Raw genomic sequence first — 21,756 nt, 5'->3', positions numbered from 1 at the left:
CTGACGGACTTGTCCTGTAATGGATTATTCAGGACGAGGTTGGCCAAGCCGTAGCAGAAAGATCTGTGGAGCAGTGCTGACGCTGGCGACAAATGCCCGCGTGTCGGCCGTCAGGTATGTGTGAAAACAAGAAGCAGCAGGATCGGCAAAGCAAAGCCCGCAATCGTAAGTGGCCATGTGCTGGGGCGGCGCGTGGAATGCATCTGCAGCAACCAGAGCCCAGACGCACAGAACAAGACAACTGCAATGGCGAACAGGTCGAGAAACAATGTCCAGGCGAAGCCAGTATTTCGGCCCTTGTGCAGGTCGTTGAGATAGGCGACCGCGCCGCGACTGGTTTTTTCGAACATGACTTCGCCGGTCTCACGGTCAATGCTGATCCAGGCATCTCCACCGGGCCGGGGCAGGGTGATATACGCGTCAAAATCGGTCCATTCGACCGGGCGGCCTGTTGTATCAAAGCTCGTCTCAGATTTGAGATAGGTCGCGACCTCGGCGGGCAGGCCGGACTCGGCGCCAGTCTTCGCATGTTCATCCAGTAGCGTGACCAGCTCGCCTGGCAGGATGCTCTCGCCTTCGATGGTTCTTGGCTTTGAGGTAAGATCGCTGGCATGATTGAGCGTAATGCCAGTCGCCGCGAACAGCATCATGCCGACAAGACAGAGCGCGCCAGACATCCAGTGAACGGTTCGCACCTGACGCTTGATGAACATTTTCAAGGATGCGCGTTTTGCGGGGGCGGTCTGGAAGAGGCTCATTCCGTCAGGGCTCATTATCTGTATTGCGCCGTCTGAAGTTCGGCGCGGTCTGGTGGAGTTTCGCCTCCTAACATGCGCGAATATGCGTCTGCAAGTCATTCTCAATGAGTGTGTGCAATTGACTTGCTGCGGGCCTGTTGGTCTAGCCAAGGCGTATACGTTTCCTGACCAGGCATCTGAATGCGCTACGCTCTTCTAGACTCATGTGATCCCGTCCGGGCCGCCACACTTTTCTATGGCGATGCGGCAACCCTCTGGCTCGATAGCGCGGATACCGATCACCCTTCATCACGCTGGTCATATCTCTGCATTGCACCAATCGCGACTTTGCAGGTTCGTGCGGAGGAGCTGTCACGCGGTGAGGATGGCTTCGCAGACAGGGCGGACGAAGTAAGGGCCTGGATACGCAGCACCGAACGGCAGCGCATTGCGGAAGGTCCCCCGTTCCAAGGCGGCGCGGCGGGCTATGTTTCCTATGACGCTGCGCCACTCTTCCTTGGGCGATTCCAGTCGCGACACATGCCGCGCTCTGATTTGATTGAATTCAACTTGTACGACACGTTGCTGGCATTCGATCTTGAGGGTCAGAAGACTTGGGTCATGTCGGCCGGGCTGAGGGCGGCGAACGCAGAAGAGGATGACGCGCTGGCAGATGCGAAGATTGCGGAGGTGCTGACCCGTCTGGGCGACACGCGGCGTGCCCCGGATGTCGACGTGCCATTGGGCTGGTCACGCCCGGATCAGGCTATTGATTATATTGCGGCCGTAAAGCGTACACAGGATTATATTCTGGATGGCGACATTTATCAGGCCAACATTGCGCAGAATTGGGTGGCATCGCATTGCGACGTGTCATCGGCTTTTTCCAACTACCTGCAGATGCGCGAGCGGACGCCTGCGCCCTTCGCGGCGTTCGGCCATTTTCAAGGGCGTGTTCTGGCAAGCGCATCGCCAGAGCGCTTGATCTCCGCTTCGGCCACGGGGCGAGTCGTGGCGGAGCCGATCAAGGGAACCGTCAGACGCGAGGCTGACCTGATCGAGGACGATCTGGCGCAGGCAGGCCTGTTGGCCTCTGAGAAGGACCGCGCCGAGAACATCATGATAACTGACCTTCTACGGAATGATTTGTCCATCGTGTGCGAACCTGAATCGGTTGAAGTGACATCGCTTTGCCGCTTGGAGACATTCTCCAATCTTCATCACCTCGTCTCGACCATTGAGGGCGACTTGTCGGACGACAAGGATGGCATTGACCTGTTCAAGGCAGTGTTTCCCGGTGGATCCATCACAGGCGCGCCGAAATTGCGCGCGATGGAAATCATTGACGAACTGGAGCAACGTCCTCGTGGCGCGTATTGCGGAGCTATTGGGTATGTCGGTTTTGATGGTGCATTGGATTTCAACATCCTGATCCGCACAATTGATCATTTGCCGACAGAGAGCACGCTGTTGGCCGGCGGGGGTATCACTTTGATGTCGGACCCGGTTGGCGAGCTGGCAGAGTCAGAGCTGAAGGCAGAGCGGATCGCGCCGTCCCTGTTCCGGGTGGGGAAGAAGGCATGATCCTCGTGCTCAACAATCGCGACAGTTTCGTTCATAATCTCGCGCGCTATCTGACATGCGAAGGCGCGGATGTGACGGTCGTTGATAGTGACCGGATTACTCTCCATGAAATCACCGATCTTGCGCCTCAAGCGCTCGTCCTGTCGCCGGGACCATGTACACCGAATGAGGCAGGGATCTGCTTGGAAGCAGTTCAGTACTTCGCTGGGAAGCTGCCAGTTCTCGGAGTGTGTCTTGGGCACCAGGCGATCGCGCAGGTTTATGGGGGCAAGATTGTCAGGTCCAATTTTCCCCGCCATGGACGCACCACGACGTTGTCAGTGCAGGGCGGAGCCTTGTTTGCTGGCTTGCCCCGCGCTTTTGATGTCGGTCTGTACAATTCTCTCGTGGCAACATTTGATGATTTGCCGGACCAATTTCAAATTGATGCGGTATCTGCGGAGGGAGACATTATGGCGCTGTCACACACATACTTTCCGCTATTCAGTGTCCAGTTTCACCCAGAGTCTGTGCTTACCGAGCATGGCGCTGAGCTGATCAGGAATTTTGTACAGCTCGCGAAGAACTGGAAACCGGAATGATCTTGTCTCAGCCGTCTGCCTTGTCTGACCAGTCCGAACTGTTTGACCTGCGGGACCGCGGCTTGTTGTTGGCAGATGGCGTGTTCGACACGTCGCTCGTCAGCGATGGACGCGTCATTCTGCGCGATGCACACTTGGACCGCTTGATCGAAGGTGCTGCTGCACTGGGCATTGATCTTGAGCGCAAGGCCGTTGCTCGTGTCATGGATACGGCAATTGAAGACTCTGCGTCGGGTGCATTGCGTATCACGGTCACACGCGGCGCTGGGGTTCGCGGGCTCGCGGATGATATGGCGGCTTCGCCGACCCTCATCGCGCGTGTTTCAGAATATAGTGTGAGTCTGACGCCAGAAGCTGTGCGAGTGCACAAAAGCACGATCCTGCGCAATCCAACTTCCATCACGGCTCGCTACAAGACCTTGTCCTACACAGACAATATCGTTGCATTGCGCGCGGCAGTTCAAGCTGGTTTTGATGAAGCGTTCTTTTTCTCGCCCGCTGGGCATCTTGCCTGTGCCAGTGTGGCGAATGTGTTCGTGCAGATGGATGGAGCTATCTTCACGCCGCCCGTTGGGGATGGCGCTCTGCCCGGTGTGATGCGGAACTGGATTTTGGGTAGGGGGCGTGTTGGCGATTTCGCCGTTTCGGAGCGGTCGATCTCGCTTGATGATCTTCGATCCGCGGACAGGGTTTTCCTGACCAACAGCCTGCGCCTGTTCCAACCGGTATCAGCGTTTGAGACCAGGATGTTCAATGCTGAACTGCCTGCGGGCTGCGCCGAATTGCGAGCAGAACTACTCACCAATTGACCCCACTTTTCCGGAACGCTAGGCGAGCGCTTCCGCCAATGGCGTTAGCTCTAGTTCCAGACTTTCCGCGACAGCTTCGCACGTAACTTTGCCATCCCAGACGTTGAGGCCTGCTGCCAGGTGCGGGTCCGACTTGAGTGCGGCCTTCCAACCCTTGTCAGCGATTCGCAAAGCATGGGGCAAAGTCGCATTGTTGAGCGCGTAGGTGGATGTGCGTGCTACGGCGCCGGGCATGTTCGCCACGCAATAGTGGACGATGTCATCGACCACATAAGTTGGAGCATCATGCGTGGTGGGATGGGAGGTTTCGAAACAACCACCCTGGTCGATCGCGACATCCACCATCACTGCGCCGGGCTGCATGATAGACAACATTTCGCGCGTGATGAGTTTCGGCGCTGCAGAACCGGGGACGAGCACCGCGCCGATTACGAGATCGGCCTGGGCAATTTCCTGTTCCAGCGTTGCCCGGGTCGAGTAAACTGTGTTCGCGCCAGCCTCGAAATGCGTGGCGAGGCGTTCGAGCACATCCGGATTGCGGTCGAGGATGGTAACGTCCGCATGCATGCCGACGGCCATCTGTGCCGCATTGAAGCCGACCACGCCGCCACCAATGATCACGACCCGGCTGGCGTGTACGCCCGGCACGCCGCCAATCAGCACGCCGCGGCCGCCCTTTGCTTTTTCCAGGGCCGAGGCCCCGGCCTGAACGGCGAGACGTCCGGCAACCTGGCTCATCGGTTTGAGCAGGGGCAGGCCGCCGGTGCGGTCGGTCACGGTTTCATAGGCGATACACGTCGCGCCGGATTTCATCAGATCCTGCGTCTGTTCCGGATCTGGAGCCAGATGGAGATAGGTGAACAGGATCTGGCCGGGTCGCAATTGTGTGCGTTCGGGTGCCAGCGGCTCCTTCACTTTGATGATCATCTCGCAAGTGGCGAACACATCTGCGGCTGTCTCCGCGATCTCCGCGCCGACGGCGCGATACGCATCGTCTGTTGCGCCAATGCCCATGCCTGCTTGCGTTTCCACCAGTACCTTGTGCCCGCGCGCGGTGAATTCGCTGACGCTCTCCGGCGTAAGGCCGACCCGAAACTCATTGTTCTTGATCTCTTTTGGAACGCCGATCTGCATGCTCATGACTCCCGGAGGGTAAGGTTACCTGAATTTCGCGGATATCGTATATTGTATGCCTTCATGTCCAGAGGTTTTGTATGTTTTGTTTCAACATACAAAATATTTGTCGAATTATCTTTCTCGTGCCCGTGGGGCGTGAGCGAGTTTAATCCCCGGAAGCCTCATCCAGAGAAGCATCCCAGACCGCCAGCGCGCGGTAAAGGGCAAGACTATTCAGGCCGCGATCCAAGTTGGCGAGAATGAGTTGTTGCTGAGCATTGTAGTTTTCACGCTGGGCATCCAGCACCGTCAGATAATCATCAAGGCCTGATTTGAAGCGCTCTTGCGACAGATAGAAGGTGACGCCTGTGTCGTCAGCAAGCTGTTCCAGAGCATCCAGTCTGCTGGAGATTGTCTCGGATACGGCGAGGGCGTTTGCAACTTCGCGGAAGGCCTGCTGAATGGTGCCTTCATAGGCTGCGAGAGCCGCGTCGGCATTCGCGCGGGCTGCGTCCAGATTTCCGCGTCTCGTGCCGAAGTCAAAGATGGGCACCGAAACACTTGGCGTAAAAGTCCAGCCCGTCGCATAGTCGCCTTCGAACAGGTCCGCCAAGTCGCCGCCGACCACGTCCGCACCGCCGTTCAGGGAGACCGATGGGAAATAGGCAGCGCGTGCAGCGCCTATATTGGCATTGGCCGCCAATAGATTGCGTTCTGCCTGAATGACATCCGGGCGGCGCAACAGAACTGAGGAAGTCTGGCCAACCGGCAGGTCAAGCACAACGGGAGATGGGGTCAGCTCGACGTGCGCTTCAATGGACGGTGGCAAGTCTGTTCCCACCAGATAACGCAGGGTATTCAGGTCTCGGCGGACAGTTGCCCGGAACTCTGCCGCTTGTGCCTGGGCTGACGCAACAGACGCCGAGGCCCGACGCAAGTCGATCTCGCTGGCAGTGCCCGCATCGAACAGAGCCTGTGTGAGGTCGAGGCTTTCATTCTGACTGCTCGCCGTCTGTTCGGCCAGTCTCAGCAATTCCTGGTCTGCCGCGAGTTTGAGCCACGCTTCCGCGACAGATGCCACCAGGGAAATCTTGGTGGCGCGTTCGCCTTCGACACTCGCCAGATAGGTCTGCAGGGCGGCGTCGTTCGTGTTCCGGATACGCCCAAAGAAGTCTAGTTCCCAAGCAGAGACTCCTATTTGCGCGGAAGTGCTGTCACCGAAGGAAGACGAATATGTTGCGTCATCCCGAAAGGTGCCGCCCTTCTGCGCGCTACCGGACCCGGTGAAGGTCGGCCAGAAACCTGACCGAGACGTGACGAGGTTCGCACGTGCCACTTCGACAGTGGCGGCGACAGTTCGCAGGTCGCGGTTCTGGTCCAGCGACAGATCGATCAGTGCACGCAACTCATCCGACTGAACGATGTCTTGCCATGCAAGTGTGGAGACCCCAGTCACCGAAGGCTCCGAAATGGGAAGCTCTGTCGGCACGGGCGCTATCGGGCGCTCATAGTCTGGTGCCAGATTGACACAGCCGGTCAGGACAAGCGCACTGAGCGGGGCGGCGAGGTATTTTTGACGGCTCATGCTTGATCTCCGGACGTGGCAGGGCGTTGACCGCGCAGGCGCGTCGTAACCTGGCGAACTAGAACATAGAAGAGAGGGGCGAACAGCAGGCTGAAGGTCATGGCGGCTATAACGCCACCCACCATGATCCAGCCCATTGCATTTCGGCTTTCTGAGCCTGCGCCGGTACTGAGGGCGAGTGGCAAGACACCAAAGCCAAAAGCAAACGACGTCATCAAGACGGGGCGAATGCGCTGCCGTACGGCTTCGATGGTCGCCGTGACAACGTCCTTGCCTTGATCTTCGAGGGTCCGCGCGAACTCGACGACCAGGATCGCGTTCTTGGAGGCGAGACCAACAGTCATCAAGAGGCCGACCTGGAAGAAGACGTCATTAGCGAGACCAAAGAGGTTTGCCGCAGATACAGCGCCCGTAACGCCAAGCGGGGCGACCAGCAGGACCGAGACTGGAATTGTCCAGCTTTCATAAAGAGCAGCTAGGCAGAGGAATACAAAGAGAAGGGACAGAATGTATAGCATCGTTGCCTGGTTGCCAGCTTGGCGCTCCTGACGGCTGAGCCCGCTCCATTCAAGAGAGATGTTGCCAGGCAACTGGCTGACCATGTCTTCCATGATCTGCATGGCTACACCGGAACTTTCGCCCTCTGCCGGAGATCCCTGAATATTGATTGCGGGTACGCCGCCAAATCTCTGGAGCTGGGGAGAACCATATGACCATTCGCCGGACACGATCTCGTCAAGCGGAGTCATCTCGCCGGACGAGGTGCGCACGTGCCACTTGGAAATGTCTTCCGGTTGCATACGGTCTTCCGCATCCCCTTGAACATAGACACGCTTGATACGGCCCCGGTCGATGAAGTCATTCACATAGCTTCCCCCGAAGGCAACGGACAGGACACTTGTGGCATCGGCAACAGACACGCCGAGAGCTTGAGCTTTCTGGTAGTCGAGATTCATCTTGAACTGTGGACCATCTTCGCTGCCATTCGGGCGGACGCCCATCAGGCGCGGATCCTGAGAGGCCATGCCGAGAAGTTGGTTCCGGGCATCCACAAATTCAGCGTGGGTAAGTCCGCCTGTGTTCTGAATGTAGAGATCAAAGCCGTTCGAATTGCCCATCTCCCGAATAGGCGGGGGAACGATCGGGAAAATCCGGGCTTCGTCGATTTGGGACAGACCGCCAAAAGCACGGCCTGCGATAGACTGGACAGAGTTTTCAGGACCCGGCCGTTCAGACCAATCATTCATAGCCGCGAAGGCCATGCCATTGTTCTGGCCCTGACCGACAACGCTGAAGCCAGCGACGGTGAACAGGCCCATGATATTGTCTTCTTCATTTGCAGCATAATACTTCCGCACATCATCCATCACGGCAGCAGTCCGCTCCAGGGTTGCGCTTTCAGGCAACTGGACAATGGTCATCAATGTGCCCTGGTCTTCGTCGGGCAGGAATGCCGTGGGCAGGCGTACAAACAATAGGCCGGTGACCGCCATGATTACCGCGAAGTTGGCAAGCATGATCCATCTGCGGCGAATGATCCTTGTGACCGCGCCTTCATATGCATTGGTGAGTTTGTCAAAGCCGGAATTGAATGCGCGCGCCGGGGTCATGTGCCATGACTTTCCGTTCCCGGAGGATGGCTTTAATAGTGTGGCGCACAAGGCCGGTGATAAGACCACCGCAATTAGCACGGACAGCGCCATGGCAGATACGATCGTAACCGAAAACTGGCGATAGATAATGCCGGCAGAACCCGGGAAAAAGGCCATAGGCACGAAGACAGCGGATAGGACCACGGCAATACCCACCAGGGCTCCGGTGATCTGCTGCATGGATTTAACGGTGGCATCATAGGGGGAGAGGCCGTCTTCATGCATAACCCGTTCAACATTCTCCACCACTACGATGGCATCGTCCACGAGGAGACCGATGGCCAGCACCATGGCGAACATGGTAAGTGTGTTGATGGACATGCCGAACAGGAGGAGCACGGCGAACGTGCCGAGCAAGACAACTGGAACCGCAATGATCGGGATCAACGACGCACGGAAGCTTTGCAGGAAGATCAGGATAACGACAAATACGAGGACAATCGCTTCATACAGCGTTTTCTGAACTTCATGGATCGAGGTTTCGATGAAGGGTGTCGAGTCAACGGGGAACTGGTACTCCAGATCGGCTGGAAAGGATGGCGACATGTTCCTGACGGCTTCCTTGACTCGCTCGGCTGTTTCGAGCGCGTTTGCGCCCGTCGCCAAAGAGATCGCCACACCCGTTGCCGGCTTGCCATTGAAGCGAGCGATGGTTGAATAATCCTGGGCGCCGAGTTCGACCCGTGCGACATCTTCCAGTCGGACGGATCCACCCGCAGGCGTTGTGCGGATCAGCAGCTTCTCGAATTGCTCTGGAGTCGACAACAGGGATTGAAGCGTCACGGTGACGTTGATCTCCTGGCCTGGCACTGAAGGAGTTCCGCCTAGTGCGCCAGTGGCGACCTGTGCGTTCTGGGCCTGGATAGCTTGCGTGACGTCAGACGGAGTAAGTTGGTATTGCGCCAGCTTTTCAGGCTCTAGCCAGATACGCATTGCGTACTGCGATCCGAACACCTGAACGCTACCGACACCGTCGATGCGGCTGATTGTGTCATAGACGGTGGAGCGAACAAAGTCGCCGATGTCGATCTGGTTGAGTGTGCTGTTTGGAGAATAAAATGCTGTTACCAGCAGGAAGCTGCCGCTTGCCTTGCTCACGGTCACGCCCTGACGCTGCACTTCTTCCGGCAGAAGCGGTGTCGCGAGCGAGATTTTGTTTTGGGTTTGAACCTGGGCAATATCGGCATCTGTGCCGGGCTCAAAGGATAACGTAATCGACATTGAACCGTTGGAATTCGAGGACGACGATATATAGTCGAGTCCATCAAGGCCGGTGAGTTGCTGTTCGATGACTTGCGTCACCGCATTCTCGACTGCTTCGGCGGATGCCCCCGGATAGTTCGCTGAAATGCTGACCGTTGTGGGCGCGATATCCGGATACTGAGCGATTGGAAGCGCGCGCAGCGCCATGCCGCCTGCAAGCATGATGATGATTGCAATCACCCAGGCAAACACCGGGCGGTCGATAAAGAATTTAGCCATGTCGAGTGTCCAGGGTTCGCTAGTTCAGTTCGCTGCGCGAGTCGCGGGCGGCGGATATTTGTGCTGCGCTGGAAATCGGATCAACTGTCACACCTGCACGCAGGTTTTGAAGATTTGAAACGGCGACTCTTTCGCCTTCCTCCAAGCCGTCCAGCACAATCCATGAATTGTCGTTGTATTGCTCGACTTGGATGGCGCGCTGCTCAATTGTGTTGTCATCTTTGACGACCATGACGGAGGCTTCGCCCGTTGGGGTCCGCGAGACGACCGATTGCGGCAGCGTAATGACATTTTCGTACATGCCGGCAACGAAGTTTGCGCGGACGAACATGCCCGGCAGGATAATACCATCAGGGTTTGGTACGAGCGCACGTACCGCTACTGTACCGGCACTTTCGTCGACATTGATTTCGCTGAATTCGAGTTCACCTTGCAGGGGATACGTCGTATCGTCGCTGAGGATGATGTTCACTGGCACCGTGTCGATTCCCTTGGAGGCAACCCGCCCGGACGCAATCTGGCGGCGCATGTTGAGGACGCGATTGCTGGAAACGGTAAGGTCCACATAGATCGGATCGATTTGAAGCACGTTGGCGAGTGTTTCAGTCTGGTTTTGAGTGACGAGCGCGCCTTGTGTGACCGATGATCGACCAATGCGTCCGGCGATGGGGGAAGAAATCCTGGTGCGGGCAAGATCGATGCGTGCGCGGTCCAGAGCAGCCTTTTGAAGCGCAATATCCGCTTCTGCTTCCTGGGCCGTAGCCGCGGCCTGATCATATTCCTGCTGGCTGACAGCGTTGATCTTTGCGAGGTCGGCGAACCGCTTGGCGGTTTCCTTTGCGACATTTGCAGAAGCCTGGGCACGCGCCAATGCGGCCTCGGCACTTCGCACATCTGCGGCATACTCGTCTGCATCAATCTGATAGAGCGCTTGTCCACGCGAGACGAGGTCGCCTTCCTTGAACAGCCGCTCCTTGATGATGCCGGTGACCTGCGGGCGGATCTCCGCTTCGGCGTGGGCCCGCGCGCGTCCAGTCAACTCAACGGCGTTGGGGACCGATACGAGTTCGGTCGTGAGAGTCTTTACAACTGGAGCTGGCTGTTGCGGAACCTCTACTGTACTGCCTTCGTTACCACAGGCCGTCAGCAGGAAGGCGACGGACAAGGTCGCTGCCGAAATACTTTTTCTTAGAACTTCCATGAGGATTCCTTGACGAGCCGAATGGCTTCAATATAACAATTCTAGAGTGAACGCTCTATCTAGTGTTGCGGTGCAGCATGTCAAGGAGAGGGCATAGTGGAATTTAGGTGTTTTTCTGCATGACAGTTATGAGCAAATCGAAGACGGCCGCGAAACGTGAGAGTCGCGTTGCTGAAATTCTGGACTGCGCTGAGATTCACTTCGTTGAGAAGGGATTCCATGGCGCGGGCATTTCCGGGATCGCCAAAGAATGTGGCATCAGTGTTGGCCATCTGTATCATTACTTTGCGTCCAAGGATTTGTTGATAGAGGCTGTGGTGGAGCGCGAATTGTTGCGCCAAAAAGACAGAATGGAAGACTTCCGTAATCTGAGCGGCACTGAAATCCGAGATCAAATCGCTCCACTCGTCATCGACATTATTATCAAGCATCAGGACCCGTTCCGAACGGTTTTGAATTTCGAGATTCTTGCCGAGGCGCAGAGAAATCCGTCGGTTGCCGAGATCTTGCAGAACTATGATCGTGAAATACGGGAAGAGTTTTGTGGCGTCCTGGAGAATGCCGGAATTACAACGCCTGTTTTGCGGACGGAGATGTTGTTTACCTTGTTTGGCGGCATTCCGGCCCGCACGCTGAGGCATCCCGAGCATGAACGTCCGCAATTCATCGAAATGATGAAGCCGATCATCACGAAGATTCTTGCAAGTGATGACCTTCCTGTGGAGTAGAGCGAAACCACAACGATATCGCGGTTCATTCTTCCGCATTGATGAATATGTCCAAGCTGGCTCTGAGAGTGGAGTTGCTGGAGGCACTCGTACTCGCCAGCTGAACGGCGCGCTTGTCACCGGTTGGGTTCAGCACCGGGAGCTGGAATCTTAGCGCCGCATACTTGTCCAAGCTATCGGCATAGGCCGGGTTCCGAGTATAGACGGATCGGGAAACCATGTCGGGAAACAGGATGCTGGACCGTATCAGTGGCGCCACTCCCAACCCCAGAGTATCCAGGCTGCGATAGACCTCGAAATGGATATGTGGCGGGCGTCCCCGATAAGTGCCTGGGTACACGGTCCGAAAGTTTACGCGTCCTCGTTGGTCTGTGATCCCTATACCACGTAGATAGTTTGTATCCGGGCGATTGAAGACAGAGTACTCGCCAGCTGCGTCGGCGTGCCAGACATACACCGCATAACGGGAAAGCGGCTGTTGATCTGTGGATAGAGATTGCAAGCGCAAGTGCAAGTCGAGAGGCGCGCCATCGGCCGCTCCTGACAAGCCATTGAAACCCCTTGTTATGTCGGTTCGGATGAGACCTGCGCTGGCCCACAGACTTGCCAGGCTGGGGCCAGGCTGGAACACTTGCTCTTTCGGATACGCTTCGGGCTTGTTGGCCGCTGGCGGGAAAACTGGTGCTCGGACAAGCGCGGAGGATTTCAGGATAGACACCGGAATCTATTGCCGTCGTCCGGGAGGAGGTCCGCGGCGCTGGCTATCTTGCGGCATGGTGAGTTCGTTGGAATCGACTGCGCGCGGCGCTGTCAGAAATTCTGCGCGTGATAGAAGCCCATCTCGGTTTTTATCGATCCGACCGAATATATCGATAAGTCGTATTCGGAATTCCGAGGCCGTGATGGTTCCATCCAGATTGCTGTCGAAGGCAATAGGGCTGGGGAGTGCATTCAGGTCGCCAAGGGTCTCAGCTGCCCAATTTGACATCTGTACCGCAGATTGATGTACCCGATCAGGCCCCGCCAAGGCGCGCCATTCGAGATCAATACCATTATCAACTTCTTCGCGTGATACGAAGTGATCGTGATTACTGTCCATGCTGACGAAAAGCAGTGCCACTGGTGGGGCAGACAGGCCTTGCGACCGAGTCGGGCGTGCGCGGTCTCCGCCATCGCGACCGCTGGCACCTGGCCCCTTGCGCGGGGAGGATGTGCATGCGGCCACCAGGGACAGTCCAGCAATCATCAGGACTGTGACTTTCATTGCTCCTGACAGTCGTTTGCAACGGGAAGAGAAGGGGGTGAGGGAGGTGCCACAGGGTGAGACGTAGGGGGGGTGTGACACCTCCCTCTCATCGCATCGGTCTTGGCACCCAAAGGGAGGCTCGGTGTTCAAGGAGCGGACGGGGACTGTCCTGGTGGATGCGATGATTTCGGTGATTGAGATCGAGACTTTCTCTTCAGAGCGACCGGAATAGGGGGTGGAACTAGGCATATTGAGTGCTCTTGATGCAGTCTCTGGGGACGAAGTGCCGGGAAGTTTCCCTGCGTCGATGAGAACAAGATGCCTCAGCCATGTTGAGAGGATATGCCGGTTAGGACGAAAGTGATGGCAATATATGGCAGTCTGCAACATGACATTACCGACTTGAAAGGTATGGGTTTTCGGTGGCGACACCAGCAATTCGGGATGATCCGGAGCGGTGGGGTTCGAAGCGCAGTTTAACTGCAATCACGACACACCTTGGCAACAAGTTTATCTTATTTGTAATCATCAGACCGACGATACATATTCAGGAGACTGCGGAGATGCCTGATCCAGAGACCACGACGCCCGAACACATTCTAGTCATCGATGATGACCGCGATATTCGGGAAGATTTGAAATCCTATCTCACGGAAAACGGCTATCGCGTGTCGACGGCTGAAAATGCCCCCGCTGCGCGCCGGGCGATTCATTCTGAAGAACCAGACCTCATCCTGTTGGACGTCATGATGCCGGGCGAGGACGGGATTAGTCTTTGTCGTTCGATCGTTCGGCTCACCGCAATTCCGATCGTTTTCATCAGCGCGAGAACTGATGAGATCGACCGGATTGTCGGCTTGGAAGTCGGCGCAGATGATTATGTGTGCAAGCCATTCAACCCGCGGGAACTGCTTGCGCGTGTGCGGTCGGTCCTGCGGCGCGCGAATGGTCGCGAAAGAGAAATGACGCCTGAGAAAACGCGCTATTTTGAGTTTGACCGTTGGACGCTGGATACGGCGAAACGCACAATGACCCGCGATGATGGCGTGATCGTCTCCTTAAGCACCGGCGAATTCCAATTATTGATGATCTTTATAGCCCGACCACAGATCGTGCTGTCGCGTGAACGGATCGTGGAACTGTCTCATGCCGAAGGCGCAGATGTGTTCGACCGCAGTGTCGACAGTCAGGTGAGTCGATTTCGGAAAAAGGTCGAACGTGACCCCAAGAATCCGGATATCGTCCAGACCGTCTGGGGCGGGGGGTATGTCTTTGCAGCTGATGTGAAGAAACTGTGATGCTGGCAAGGCTTGATACGCTTCTTACACGGATTGTAATCCTGGTGACAGCGGCTCTGCTGTCTACATTTCTACTGGCGTATTTCATTGTGGAATTCAGCATTTCATCGCAACGCCTCCAGCCACGTACGGCGCTGCATGTTGCGACGGTCGCCTTGGAGGAATTGCAGGCGAAGGATTGGCCCGATTCACTCTCCGACAAAGAGCTGGAGCGTCTTCAAATAACCGATTACTCGCTGTCAGAATATCCCTATATTGAGCCTTTCTCCTGGGGGCTAGCCGAACGTGTTCTTGAAAATCTTGGGCTAGCGCAGGATACGCCGATTGGTATTTCCCTGAGTGGGTGGGGTGATCGGGACAGGCTCGCAGGTCCTCCCGGTCGACCGGACAGGTTCATGGATGAAGAACCGGGCCGTCCCGGGCCAATGAGTCTGAGGCCTCCGCCGTCAGAGCGTGGGAGATCTGCCAGCCAGCAGCGCGCAAGAGTGTCTCTCGAGATCGCGAATGGCAATTGGATAAATATAAGAACCGAGAACATCAGTGTGAAAGAGCCGCGTCCACCTCTCCTGGCGGCCGTCATGCTCATCGTGCTGATGGTTGGCATCGGCATATGGGCCGCCCTGAATGCGATCAATCCATTGAGGCAAATGGCGAAGGCCGCGAATACGCTGGCGTCCGACTACAAGCATGAGCCGCTGGTCGAGCAAGGTCCGTATGACGTGCGCGAATCGCTGCGTGCTTTCAATCGCATGGGCCGCCGCCTCGAGACCACAGTGGCTGGCCAACGCCAGCTGCTCGCAGCAATTGGTCATGATTTGCGGACACCCATTACCTCATTGAAACTGAAGGTTGAGATGCTATCAGATGCGAGTGAGCGCGAGCGGATGAGTCGTGCTCTGGCAGAGTTGGAGCGTATCACAGAAGCCGCACTTGCTGCGGCGACGGCTGGCCAGTCAGATGAGCCTTTCCAGCCGCTGGACATGTATTCGTTGGTCGACAGCCTTATCGAAGACTTGCGGGATCTGGGCCTCTCTGTCTCGTTCAATGAAATCGATGTACGCCCGATTGTCATGGGTCGATCAGATGAACTGACACGCGCCTTGCGCAACTTGATTGAAAATGCGGTGCGTTATGGAGACATGGCGCACGTTTGTCTCAGTGAACAAGCCGGCAAGGCTATTGTGACGATCCAGGACACAGGTCCGGGAATCCCGGAAGATGCTCTGGAGCGTGTGTTCGAACCCCTTGTTCGATTGGAACAGTCACGCAACCGCGAGACCGGCGGGCATGGGCTCGGACTTCATATCGCGAAGAATCTGATTGAAGCCCATAGTGGGCACATCGATTTGTCGAACCCACCAACCGGGGGGCTGCTCGTAACGGTGACCTTGCCTCTGAAGGCCGCTGGCTGACACGCTATCAGAACCGGGTGGAAGTGCTGAAACGGAAGGACTCCGTGCGGTCGTACTCTTCGCTCTTGAGGATATGGCTGAAGTCGAAGCGGATTGGGCCGAAAGGGGATGTCCAATAGACGCTGAGGCCTGTAGATGCGCGCAAGGACAAGTCGTCTTCAATCAACTGGACGGCATCACGGCCAAAAGCATCCGTGAACTCGACCGGGTCGCTCTTGTCTATGTCGCTCAACAAGCCAACCGCGCCGGCTTCCAGGAACAGCCCCGTCTTGATGCCGTATTCTTCCGGCAGATAGTTTGGCATCGAGATGTCGAGGCTGGATTGGTAGAACGCGTTGCCGCCCAGGGCGTTGAGACGCTTCACTGTTTCTGTGCCGTCATCATTTTGGATGATTTGCACAATGCGCGGCCCGAGACCTGCCGTATCAAACCCGCGGAAGCTGTTGCCGCCCTTGAAAAAGCGATTATTGATACGTACGCCTTGGGGAGTGGTTTGTCCGTATTCGGATTCCGCGTCGCTCGTGCCATAGGGTTCGATGTATCCACCGGAAAGACGCAAACTGGCCGTCACGCCCTTCGTGATGCCTTGATAGATATTCATCGATGCGTTGGTGCGAATGAAGTTCACGTCCCCGCCCAGGCCAGCAACGTCTTGACCAAACAGCAGGTCGAACCCGCCAGTGGGGTCAATAGGGTCATTCTTCATGTCCAGGAGGAGATTGTACCCGACGATCGAGGAGATTTCTGATCGTTCACTTGAGCACAGCGAGTATCTGTTGAGATAGCGCGCATCGCATACATCCACGATCAGCGAGCCATCAGGCAATGGCACGTCATCAGCGGTGAGAAAGGCGACACCCACGACATCATCGCTTGTGTCTCCCGGGGTGTCATTGTCATCTACAGTGTATTCGGTTGTCAGGCGTTCGCCGCTGTCCGAGGCAATCACGATGCTCTGATCGACGACGTCGATTTTGTCGTTTTGCAACGTATATTTCAAGCCAAGTTGCAGCCGGTCTGACAAGGGGAAACCTAGCTGCCCGCTGACACCTACAGATTCAGTCGTATAGCCGCCAAGATCGGTGTCAGAATAATCGAGGCGGGTAGCAAACGCACTCACACCTGCGGACATGTCACGGTCTAGGAAACGTGGCTCCGTATACTGCAAGTCCACAATTTGCTGCAGGCTGGATGTGGACAGGCGAGCAGACGCGGATTGCCCGCGCCCGAGCACATTGCGCTGTGCCACGCTGACATCTACGAGGAAAGATTCTGAGGATGAGAAGCCAGCTGAGAAACTCATCTCGCCAGTGGGCTGCTCAGTGACTTTTACATTCACGTCAATTTGGTCAGGGTCCGCGGTGGGAACCTCAGTAACTTCGACGTCTTTGAAGTAGCCAAGGGCCCGTGCGCGGTTGCGCGAGCGATCCAGCAAGATGCGGTTGAAGGCATCACCTTCAGTCACGCGCAATTCCCGCCGGATCACGCGATCGAGCGTTTGGGTATTACCGACAATATTGATGCGGTTGATGTAAACACGCGGACCTTCATTGACATGAAAGGTCACGTTGATCGTATGCGTTTCGAGATCGGCGGAGATTTCAGGGCGCACATCAAGAAAGGCATAACCTCCGATCCCGGCGACATAGGTCAGGCCATCAATTGAGTTTTCAATTGTGTCGCCTCGGAACAGGTCACCGGATCGCGCTACCAGTGACGCTTTCAAGGCGTCCGTGTTGAGCTTTTCCAGCTCGGTTTCGACATTGATCTCGCCGAAGCGATAAATCTCGCCCTCGTCGATTGTATAGGTAATGTAGAAATCCTTCTGATCAGGCGTTAGTTCTGCCACGGCTGACTCTACGCGGAAGTCGTAATACCCCTTGTTCTGGTAAAACTGACGAAGCAATTCGCGGTCATATTCCAAGCGACCTGGGTCATAATTGTCGTTTGATGAGAAGAACTGCCACCACCGTGATTGACGGGTGACAATCTCCGACCGAAGACGGTCGTCTGAATACGTTTCATTTCCCAGGAAGTTGATCGCTCGTACACCAGACACAGGTCCCTCTGTAATCGAGAAGACCACATCCACACGGTTCTGATCGAGCGGCACATATTCGGGCGTGACTTTCGCCGCGAACCGGCCGGATTGGCGGTAGAGTTCCATCACGCGCTGTACGTCTGCTTGCACGCGAGCGGCGGTGAATACGCCGCGCGGCGATATCTGGATTTCTTCGCGGATCTTTTCTTCCCCGAGCGATTTGCTGCCTTCAATCATGACCCGATTTACAATTGGGTTTTCGACCAATGTAATGATGAGCTGGTTCCCGACCCGGTCAAAATTTGCATCAGCAAAGAGGCCGGTTGCGAAGAGGGATTTGAGGGAAAGGTCGATACGGTTCGCGTCAAAAGGTGAGCCAGGTTCGACTAGAAGGTAGGACATCACGGTTCGGTCTTCGATCCGCTGGTTGCCATTGATAATGATGGCTTCGATGTTTCCTGTGCTGTCTTCTGCGCCCACCTGCGCAAGCGCCGTCGGTTGCAGCGAAGCGGCGAGCGCAGAGAGGATCAGGGAGAGCGCGAGCGTTTTGTTTTTGTGGCTCATGAAGTCGGCATCCAGAAGAGAGAAATGGTGTCTGAGAGATCAGAAGCGGAGTTTGACGGCGGCGTTGGCCGTCAGGGCGGTTGAGTCGGTTGAAAACTCACCATCCACGCCAAACCGAATTTTCAGGAGTTCGGACCCCGCCAGTAGCGAGAGTCCCACCGTGGCGGCATCTTCAAACACCTCGGTGGCGCTGAGTGTAAAACGGTCCTCATAGCCGACAAATCCAGCGTCGACTTCGTAAGGTGTCGAAGACAACGTGGAGCGATAGCCAATATCCAATCCAGCCCGAACCATGGGACGGTAGCGATTGGAATTGTTGTAACTGGTATAGGCCGGACCCGTGCGAGACGAGTCTGCGCCTTCCCGCCAGACATAGGCAAAGCCAATTCCGGCATCAGCGGTGACACGGTCTGTGCTGGCGTCGCTGACCCATAGGTTCAATCCGTTTGATGCCGTTTCTGAATATCCGTCCTGATCAAGTTTGAAGTAGTCCAGACCAATTGATGGCGTCATCCTGAACGCCCCGGACCCGAATTCGGTTGATGCCAAGAGTGAAGCCGCGGTGGTCATCCCGTCCCATGTGCCGCTGACCTCTGAAACATACTCGTCGAACTCGATTTCTCTATAGCTGGAATGGTCGACCTTCGCGATCTGGCCAACGGCCTGAAGGTTTACGCGCCCGATCTGCTCCGTCGCATACACCCCGACACCCAGACTTTTCATGGTCACAGGATTTTCGCCGCCAGTTTTTTCCTCAAACTTGCCGTCGCTCATCGTACCCATGATGCCGATTGCATCTATGCCTAGCAGCGAGCGATCATACCCCAGAGCGATGCCAAGACCGCGGCCGTCATATCCCGGCCCATCGTCAGACCCATCATAGCTGACATGGGAATAGGTTTCCTGCACCCATGCTCCATTTCCGGATTCACTGGAGCTACGGGTGAACTCCAGATGGCTTCTCAACGCGCCAAAAGCGGCGTTCGACTGGGATTCCAGATAGCGCGTTGCGGCTTCAGTGCGCTGAGGCAGCAGCAAATTGTAGGCCTCTAGAAAGTCATGTTCGGTCGAAAGCTGCGTGATGGCAGATCCGACATCATCGTCACTCGTGGCAACATTGAGTATAGCGGAGAGGGCGCTGGACTGGTTCGTGTCGAGACTGAGTTCCTCGGCAGTCTTGAGGCGAAAGTCGAGATTGAGTTTGTCTGTATCAGACGTCTCTGTCTCCAGTGATACGTTGTATATCCACGGTATATTTTCGGTCGATAACTCAGCGGTTTCCTCGTTGTATATCAGTGTACCCGCTTCGATCAGTGTGACGGCAAAATCACCGTCGATGAATGACGTAAGTGTTGGGCGTACCAGAGTATCGCTGCCCAGTGCTGCGGTTCCCGAAACCGACAGAAAGGCTGTGGTCCGCAGGTTCTGAGGATCAATTTCGAATTCAAGTGTTGAACCATCCGTGACGGAGAGGGAGGCAAGCTGCAAGGACGTGTCTTCAAGCAGAACAATTTCAGAATCTGAAATTGTCGCGGCCAGTCTGTAAGCATCGCTCGTCAGATCGCCCGTGAGCAACGTTGAAGACAGGAAGTCGATCGTTCCACTCGCAGAGCCGAAGTCGAAATCTCCCTCGATCTCACTCTCCTCGATATACAGGCTGAGTGTATCGCCCTCGAAATAGGTGTCTCCCAGAAATTCGGCATCCGATAGGTCGAAAGTTGCGGCGCCGGCACCAAAGTAGATGTCGCCTGCCAGACCCCCGTCCAGAATTTGCAGTATGTCATCGCCGGTTCCGAACCGGACGTCGCCATAGATTGTAGGTTCGGTCACATCGTCTTCATCGATTTCGTCATCGCCGTTCACATCTTCAGTGGGAGTTTCCTGATACTGGATAATGGTTGCGCCAGCCGTTTGTGCGGACAGGTCAATGGCGATGGACGATCCTGTTTCCGAATCTTCCCGTCCGTCTGAAATGAGTAGGCCTGATATCGCGCCGGTATTGGTTATGTATCTTAGCGTATCACTTTCATCGGTGATCGCCGTTGCTGCGCCACCATAGCCATTTGATGAAGCGGTGATGGATCCACTATTCAGGATCGCTTCCAGCGTACTTCCATTGGAAATGAACAACGCTTTGGCGGTGTCGTCCGTTAATGTATAGGTCGTTGCGGCGATGGATCCGGAGTTTTCGAGAGTGCCGATTGCTGTGCCGTTGCCGAGCAGAAGGCCTACGGCGGAAGCCTCGTAGGCGGTTCCTTGAATTGTGCCGGAATTCAGGATGCCGCCATCAATTGTAACCGTTCCGGTTCCGTCTTCTGATCCGGATATGGAGAGCGCCGTCGCATCGAATCCGATATTCACGCCACTGGCATAAATCGTCCCACGATTGATGAGGCCCTGATCAAAAGAAAACGTGGCGAGTACTTCATCTACGTCATCGTCATCATCATCATCGGTGGTATCGCGAACGGTTTCTACGACGCTCGAGAAGACTACGTTTTCGCCAGCGTTGGCTTCGATGGCGAGCGCCGGGGCTGAACCATAACTGTAGATTCTTCCAGCAGTTCGATTCTCATCGAAATCGTCGATCGTATCCTTTGTTTCGTCATCCTCATCCTCTTCGGATGTGAAGTCGTCGACCGCGCCATTGATCAACAAGCCTTGTCCGAGACTGCCCGTGATGCGGACGCCGTTCGCATTGTCGTAAAGGTCGTCGGCATCGCGGCGATCCTCCACCGCTTCAGTATCGTCATCGATATAGACAGGCGCGATATAGTTGGAAGAACTGGTGCTGGTGAAGCCGGTCGAGCTGATTGAACTCTCAATCGTCACATTGCCGGAGACATCCCCATCAATCGTGACAGCTGACGCATTCTCACCCTGAACCGTAATGGCGCCGCTGATCAATACATCACTGGCGACGTCATCTTCGAGGCTCAGACCCAGGGCGTTGTCGCCGATAACCGAAATTGTGCCCTGTTGCGTGTAATCGCCATCGAGCGCGGATCCGATGCGTACGCCCGCTGAATCATTGCCTTCTATGTATAGCGTGGAGCCATGATCGAGCAGGATACTACCTGTGATCGTGCCACCATTCTCGACGTCGATGCCCACGCGGTTCGTCCCGATGGCGAGTGGCCCGTCCACATCGTCATCATCGTCTTCGTCTTCCCGGTCATAGTCTTCCGACAATTCGATGGAACCCGTGTGGGTGATGCCTGTCGTCGTACCCGTTCGGACAGCAATAGCGGTGACGTAGTCGGTGTCTTCTGCGAGAATTTCGCCATCATTGGTGATGGTATTGTCGGAGTCGACCGTAATCGCGGTGGTACCTGGCAGGTCGCTGAGATCAATTTCCCCATCTTCAGTGATTGTAATGTCGTCGGGCTGTCCGTCATTCGCGGTGGAGGTCTCGACGGGGGCGACGGTGGATTCCTCGATTTCGACGGCCCATGCAGGGAGGGCCGTAGCCATACCCAGAACAATAATCAGTCCACGTGCAACCACCTCAGGAGCGGATGCCTGTGGACCGGAAGCGTGCATCATTAAATGATTGTTATTTAATGAAAAAATGTTCATGTTGGCGCGCTCCAGATCGTCCTGTCCCAATGCGTTACGGGAGCGTCTTGTCTGAACTTTGCCGAAATGTGCGGCTTGTCAGCGAGAGTGTGTCAGCCTGACATAATTGGCGGGACATTGCTGTCGTCTTCCGCTTTCAGG

General features: G+C 55.8%; 15 protein-coding genes. 6 read left to right on the top strand and 9 right to left on the bottom strand.

Features of this window, described 5'->3' with window-relative positions; translation table 11 throughout:
• Positions 1-110: 110 nt before the first annotated feature.
• Positions 111-773, bottom strand: a complete 663-nt coding sequence (locus CFA77_RS12135) for a PepSY-associated TM helix domain-containing protein (RefSeq protein WP_242517340.1) — start codon at positions 771-773, stop codon at positions 111-113.
• A 165-nt stretch (positions 774-938) separates the two neighbouring features.
• Here CFA77_RS12135 and CFA77_RS12130 point away from each other — a divergent pair, with 165 nt between their 5' ends.
• The 3 genes from CFA77_RS12130 to CFA77_RS12120 are packed head-to-tail and all read left to right on the top strand — an operon-like array spanning position 939 to position 3,711.
• The gene (locus CFA77_RS12130; RefSeq protein WP_206990919.1) at positions 939-2,321 is read left to right on the top strand and encodes an anthranilate synthase component I family protein; all 1,383 of its coding nucleotides are present in this window, start codon (positions 939-941) and stop codon (positions 2,319-2,321) included.
• Positions 2,318-2,902, top strand: coding sequence for an aminodeoxychorismate/anthranilate synthase component II (locus CFA77_RS12125; protein ID WP_206990918.1), 585 nt, complete (start codon positions 2,318-2,320; stop codon positions 2,900-2,902). The genes CFA77_RS12130 and CFA77_RS12125 overlap by 4 nt, the downstream gene beginning before the upstream one ends.
• Positions 2,899-3,711 carry an aminotransferase class IV gene (locus CFA77_RS12120; protein ID WP_206990917.1) on the top strand — a complete coding sequence of 271 codons (813 nt, stop codon included), beginning with the start codon at positions 2,899-2,901 and terminating at the stop codon, positions 3,709-3,711. Before CFA77_RS12125 ends, CFA77_RS12120 begins: the two co-directional genes overlap by 4 nt.
• 18 nt (positions 3,712-3,729) lie before the next feature.
• Here the strand turns inward: CFA77_RS12120 and ald are convergent, their stop codons facing one another.
• The 4 genes from ald to CFA77_RS12100 form a co-directional block, all read right to left on the bottom strand.
• Positions 3,730-4,845 (bottom strand): alanine dehydrogenase, encoded by a 1,116-nt coding sequence (ald, locus tag CFA77_RS12115; RefSeq protein WP_206993236.1) that lies wholly within the window; start codon positions 4,843-4,845, stop codon positions 3,730-3,732.
• Between the two features lie 148 nt (positions 4,846-4,993).
• Positions 4,994-6,412: an efflux transporter outer membrane subunit gene (locus tag CFA77_RS12110; RefSeq protein ID WP_206990916.1), complete on the bottom strand. Its 1,419-nt coding sequence runs from the start codon at positions 6,410-6,412 to the stop codon at positions 4,994-4,996.
• Positions 6,409-9,546, bottom strand: coding sequence for an efflux RND transporter permease subunit (locus CFA77_RS12105; protein WP_206990915.1), 3,138 nt, complete (start codon positions 9,544-9,546; stop codon positions 6,409-6,411). The genes CFA77_RS12110 and CFA77_RS12105 overlap by 4 nt, the downstream gene beginning before the upstream one ends.
• A 19-nt stretch (positions 9,547-9,565) precedes the next feature.
• Positions 9,566-10,747, bottom strand: coding sequence for an efflux RND transporter periplasmic adaptor subunit (locus CFA77_RS12100; protein WP_206990914.1), 1,182 nt, complete (start codon positions 10,745-10,747; stop codon positions 9,566-9,568).
• Between the two features lie 128 nt (positions 10,748-10,875).
• On the opposite strand from CFA77_RS12100, the gene CFA77_RS12095 reads away from it, so the two are divergent.
• Positions 10,876-11,475: a TetR/AcrR family transcriptional regulator gene (locus CFA77_RS12095; protein WP_206990913.1), complete on the top strand. Its 600-nt coding sequence runs from the start codon at positions 10,876-10,878 to the stop codon at positions 11,473-11,475.
• A 25-nt stretch (positions 11,476-11,500) separates the two neighbouring features.
• Here CFA77_RS12095 and CFA77_RS12090 read toward each other — a convergent pair whose 3' ends face one another.
• Complete coding sequence (locus CFA77_RS12090) at positions 11,501-12,193, bottom strand: hypothetical protein (protein ID WP_206990912.1); 693 nt, start codon at positions 12,191-12,193, stop codon at positions 11,501-11,503.
• A gap of 6 nt (positions 12,194-12,199) precedes the next feature.
• Complete coding sequence (locus CFA77_RS12085; protein ID WP_206990911.1) at positions 12,200-12,739, bottom strand: EF-hand domain-containing protein; 540 nt, start codon at positions 12,737-12,739, stop codon at positions 12,200-12,202.
• A 545-nt stretch (positions 12,740-13,284) separates the two neighbouring features.
• Here CFA77_RS12085 and CFA77_RS12080 point away from each other — a divergent pair.
• Complete coding sequence (locus tag CFA77_RS12080) at positions 13,285-14,019, top strand: response regulator (protein ID WP_206990910.1); 735 nt, start codon at positions 13,285-13,287, stop codon at positions 14,017-14,019.
• Positions 14,019-15,431, top strand: a complete 1,413-nt coding sequence (locus CFA77_RS12075) for a cell wall metabolism sensor histidine kinase WalK (protein ID WP_206990909.1) — start codon at positions 14,019-14,021, stop codon at positions 15,429-15,431. The genes CFA77_RS12080 and CFA77_RS12075 overlap by 1 nt, the downstream gene beginning before the upstream one ends.
• A 7-nt stretch (positions 15,432-15,438) precedes the next feature.
• Here the strand turns inward: CFA77_RS12075 and bamA are convergent, their stop codons facing one another.
• A complete protein-coding gene (bamA, locus tag CFA77_RS12070; RefSeq protein ID WP_206990908.1) occupies positions 15,439-18,036 on the bottom strand; it encodes an outer membrane protein assembly factor BamA in 2,598 nt (865 codons plus the stop codon).
• A gap of 39 nt (positions 18,037-18,075) precedes the next feature.
• Positions 18,076-21,582, bottom strand: a complete 3,507-nt coding sequence (locus CFA77_RS12065; protein ID WP_206990907.1) for an autotransporter outer membrane beta-barrel domain-containing protein — start codon at positions 21,580-21,582, stop codon at positions 18,076-18,078.
• Positions 21,583-21,756: the final 174 nt, after the last annotated feature.

It is taken from the genome of Hyphomonas sp. KY3, assembly GCF_017309975.1.
In the GTDB taxonomy this organism is placed as follows: Bacteria; Pseudomonadota; Alphaproteobacteria; order Caulobacterales; family Hyphomonadaceae; genus Hyphomonas.
This window is presented reverse-complemented; position numbering and strand designations above follow the sequence as displayed.